Annotated in this window: 5 protein-coding genes; 4 read left to right on the top strand and 1 reads right to left on the bottom strand. The window is 72.5% G+C overall.

What is annotated here, in order from left to right; all coding sequences use genetic code 11:
• Positions 1-717, top strand: a 717-nt coding sequence (locus A612_RS07780) for an alpha/beta hydrolase (protein ID WP_019373941.1), incomplete at its 5' end; no start/stop codon positions are given.
• 23 nt (positions 718-740) lie between these two features.
• Positions 741-1,604 carry a YbgC/FadM family acyl-CoA thioesterase gene (locus A612_RS07785; RefSeq protein WP_019373942.1) on the top strand — a complete coding sequence of 288 codons (864 nt, stop codon included), beginning with the start codon at positions 741-743 and terminating at the stop codon, positions 1,602-1,604.
• A 16-nt stretch (positions 1,605-1,620) separates the two neighbouring features.
• Here the strand turns inward: A612_RS07785 and ygfZ are convergent, their stop codons facing one another.
• Positions 1,621-2,568, bottom strand: coding sequence for a CAF17-like 4Fe-4S cluster assembly/insertion protein YgfZ (ygfZ, locus tag A612_RS07790; RefSeq protein WP_019373943.1), 948 nt, complete (start codon positions 2,566-2,568; stop codon positions 1,621-1,623).
• A 48-nt stretch (positions 2,569-2,616) separates the two neighbouring features.
• Between ygfZ and mltG the strand changes: the two genes are divergently transcribed.
• Entirely contained in the window at positions 2,617-3,624 is a 1,008-nt protein-coding gene (gene mltG / locus A612_RS07795) for an endolytic transglycosylase MltG (protein ID WP_019373944.1), read from the top strand.
• Positions 3,621-4,286: dTMP kinase (gene tmk, locus A612_RS07800; protein ID WP_019373945.1), on the top strand; the 666-nt coding region annotated here is incomplete at its 3' end. The genes mltG and tmk, both read left to right, overlap by 4 nt.

A 4,286-nucleotide genomic window follows, 5' to 3' on the forward strand; every position in this document is an offset into this window, starting at 1 on the left:
CGCGAGGAGGGGTTGCCGCTGCTGCTGTACCTGCACGGCGGGGGGTTCACCATCGGCAGCATCGACACGCACGATGTGCTGTGCCGCGAGCTGGCGCGGCTGGCGGGCTGCATGGTGCTGTCGCTGGACTATCGGCTCGCGCCCGAGCACCGCTTTCCCACGGCGGTGCACGACACCTGGGATGCGCTCGCCTGGCTGGCGGCCGAGGGCGAGCGCCTGGGCGCCGACCCGGGGCGCCTGGCGGTGGGGGGCGACAGCGCGGGCGGGACGCTCGCCGCCGTGGCGGCGCTCTGGGTGCGCGACCAGGGGTTGGCGCTGGCGCTGCAGCTGCTGATCTACCCCGGCACCACCGCGCACCAGGACACACCCTCGCACGAGCGTTTCGCGCACGGCCTGGTGCTGGAGCGCGCAGGCATCGCCTGGTTTTTCGAGCAGTACATTGGCGAGGGTCCGCAGCGCGAGGACTGGCGCTTTGCGCCGCTGCTCGCGCCGGAACTGGAGGGCGTGGCGCCTGCCTGGGTGGGGCTGGCGGAATACGATCCGCTGGTCGACGAGGGGGTGGCCTACGCCGATCGGCTGCGCATGGCGGGGGTGCCGGTGCAGCTGGAGATCTACCGCGGCGTGACGCACGAATTCATCAAGATGGGCCGCGCCCTTCCCGAGGCGCGCCAGTTCCACCAGGACGCGGCGGCCGCGCTGCGCTCCGCCTTTTCCTGAAACACCGAGTGAGTGAAGTGGCCATGCAACGCCAAGATTTCCGCTGCCTGCTGCGCCTGCGCGTGCGCTGGTCCGAGGTGGACCCGCAGGGCATCGTCTTCAATGCCCACTACCTGAGCTACGCCGATTGCGCCATCGCCGAATACTGGCGCCGGCTGGGGCTGCCCTACGCGGCGAGCATGCAGAAGCTGCAGGGCGACGTGTACCTGAAGAAAGCCAGCACGCTCTACCACGCCTCCGCCCGGCTCGACGACTGGCTGGACGTGGGCATGCGCTGCGCGCGCCTGGGCACGAGCTCGATGGCTTTCGAGTGCGGAATCTTCAACGGCGAGCGGCTCTTGACCACCATCGAGCTGGTCTATGTCTTCGCCGACCCGGCCAGCCAGACCAAGCGCGAGCTGCCGTCCGTGCTGCGCACGCTGATCGAGGACTACGAGGCGGGCCGCGAGGTGGTGGAGGTCGCGACCGGAGACTGGAGCGCGATGCAGGCCGATGCCATGGCCGTGCGCATGGCGGTCTTCGTGCAGGAGCAGGGGATCGACCCGGCGATCGAGATCGACGCGCACGATGCCGATGCGCTGCACGCGGTGGTGCGCAACCGGCTGGGCTTGCCGATCGCCACGGGCCGGCTGTTGCTGCCCGACGCGGCCGGCGAGGCGCGCATCGGCCGCATGGCGGTGGAGCGCACGGTGCGCGGCCAGCGTTGGGGGCGGATGGTGCTGGACGCGCTGCTGCAGGCCGCGCGCGAGCGGGGCGATGCGAGCGTCCTGCTGCACGCCCAGCGCAGCGCGGAAGGCTTCTACCGCCGCGCGGGCTTCGCGCCGCAGGGCGAGCCCTTCGAGGAGGCGGGCATCAGCCACATCGCGATGCGCCTACCGCTGCGCTGAGCGGCGCCCGCTCGGCTCAGATGTCCTCGAGCAGGGCGTAAGGCAGTGGCTCCAGGCCCAGAGCCACACCGCCGACTTGCAAGGGCTTGTCGGCCGCCGCGATCTGCAGCGAGACCAGCGCATCGAAGCCGCCGCCCGGGCGCGCCGCCGATTGGACCACCAGGCCCACGGGCTGCTCGGCATCGTCCGCCGCGAAGATTTCCGCGCCCGGGGCCAGCGCGGACGGGGCATGGGCCAGGTAGGTGCGCCGCTTGATGGCGCCGCGGAACTGGCTGCGCGCCACCACTTCCTGGCCGGGGTAGCAGCCCTTCTTGAAGTTCACGCCACCCACGGACTCGTAGTTCAGCATTTGCGGCACGAAGGCCTCGGCCAGCGGCGCGGTCAGGGTGGCGATGCCGCTGCGCACCTCGCTCCAGTGCCAGCTCTCCTCGTCCAGCACAGGCCCGGTGGGCGCCGGCGTGCCGGCCGGCGCGAGCCACAGCGCGCGCGGCTGGCCGTCCGCCGGGTACAGGGCGACCACGCTGGCCTCGCCCGATTGCGCCAGCGTCCAGGGCGGCGCATCTGCCGGCAGCAGGGCGCGCGCGGCACCGCCCGCCAGGCCGTGGAGCAGGAAATCGCCGCTGGCGTCGCTCAGGCGTGCCTTGGCGCGCAGCACGAACATCGACAGGCGCTTGAGCGCGGCCGCCAGCAGATCGCGCGAGCACACCAGCAGCACCTCGTCGGGCGCACGCTTGAAGCCGACGAAGCTCGCCAGCATCCGGCCCTTGGGATTGAGCAACGCCGCCAGGCGCGCGTGCGCCATGTCGAGCAGCGCAAAATCCTGGCTCAGCTGGCCATGCAGAAAGTTGGCCGCATCCTCGCCCGCCACCCGGATCACGCCCAGGTGCGGCAGCGGGGCCACGCCCTCGACGGGGCCGGCGGCGGGTGCGGACGGGGAGGGGTTCGCAAGCGATGTATCGGTCATGGGTCAATTATGATGACCGGCTCCTTTCCACTTGGCTGCTGCTGATTTGTGCGTCGTCTCTTCGCCCTGGTGCTCCTTGCCGTGATCGTTGCCGGCGCCGGCGTCGCCTGGTGGCTGCAGGCGCCGCTGCCGCAGCGCGCGGTGGCCGGTGCGCCGCCCGGACAGCCGCTGGAGCTGGAGATCGAGCCCGGCACGACGCCGCGCGGCGTGGCGCGCGCGGCCGTGCGCGCCGGGCTGGATGTGCATCCGGACCTGCTGTACTGGTGGTTTCGCCTGTCCGGCCAGGACCGTGACATCCGCGCCGGCAACTACGAGATCCCGGCCGGCACCTCGCCGCGCGCGCTGCTGCGCAAGCTGGTGCGCGGCGAAGAGGCGCTGCGCGCCGTGACGCTGGTGGAGGGCTGGACTTTCCGGCAGGTGCGCCAGGCGCTGGCGCGCGCCGAGCAGCTGCGCCCCGACACCGCCGGGCAGAGCGACGAGGCCATCATGGCCGCGCTGGGCCGCCCGGGCGTGGCCCCGGAGGGGCGCTTCTTTCCCGACACCTACACCTACGGCAAGGGCAGCAGCGACCTGGCGGTGCTGCGCCGCGCCCTGCACGCCATGGACCGGCACCTGGAGGCGGCCTGGGCGCAGCGCGCGCCCGACCTGCCGCTCAAGAGCGCCGACGAGGCGCTGGTGCTGGCGAGCATCGTCGAGAAGGAGACCGGCCGGCCCGAAGACCGCGCGCTGGTCGCCGGCGTGTTCGCCAACCGCCTGCGCGTGGGCATGTTGCTGCAGACCGACCCGACCGTCATCTACGGCATGGGCGAGAAGTTCGACGGCAACCTGCGCCGGCGCGACCTGGTGACCGACACGCCCTTCAACACCTACACCCGGCCGGGTCTGCCGCCCACGCCGATCGCCATGCCCGGCAAGGCCTCGTTGCTGGCGGCCGTGCAGCCGGCGGACACGCGCGCGCTGTATTTCGTAGCCCGCGGCGACGGCTCCAGCCAGTTCAGCGAGACGCTGCCCGAGCACAACCGTGCCGTGAACCGCTACCAGCGAGGCCAGAAATGAGCACGCCCACCACGCCACAGCGGGGCCTGTTCCTGAGCTTCGAGGGCATCGACGGCGCCGGCAAGAGCTCGCACATCGAGACGCTCGCGCAGGCCTTCACGGACGCCGGCCGCACGGTCACGCGCACGCGCGAACCGGGCGGCACGCCGCTGGCCGAGCAGCTGCGCGAACTGCTGCTGCACCAGGGCATGGATGCGCTGACCGAGGTGCTGCTGGTCTTCGGCGCGCGGCGCGACCACCTCGTGCAGGTGATCGAGCCGGCCCTGGCGCGCGGCGAGGTGGTGCTGTGCGACCGCTTCACCGATGCCACCTTCGCCTACCAGGGGGCAGGGCGCGGCTTCGACGCGCAGGTGCTGGCGCAGCTGGAGCGGCTGGTACAGACCGGCCTGGGCGCGCAGCCCGGCCGGATGCGCGAGCCGGACTTGACGCTGTGGTTCGATGTGGAGCCCGAGGTGGCGGCCGCGCGGCTCGCCGGCGCGCGCCTGCCGGATCGCTTCGAGTCCCAGCCGGCGCAGTTCTTCGCGCGCGTGGCGCGGGGCTACGCTGCCCGCATGGCGGCGGCGCCCTGGCGCTTTGCGCGCATCGATGGCGCCGGGCCGCGCGAGGAAGTGGCGGCACAGGTGCTGGCTGCGGTTGCGGCGCGCGGCTGGCTGCCGGCGGCC

The sequence above is a fragment of the Melaminivora alkalimesophila genome (genome assembly GCF_000282995.1).
GTDB lineage: Bacteria > Pseudomonadota > Gammaproteobacteria > Burkholderiales > Burkholderiaceae_C > Melaminivora > Melaminivora alkalimesophila.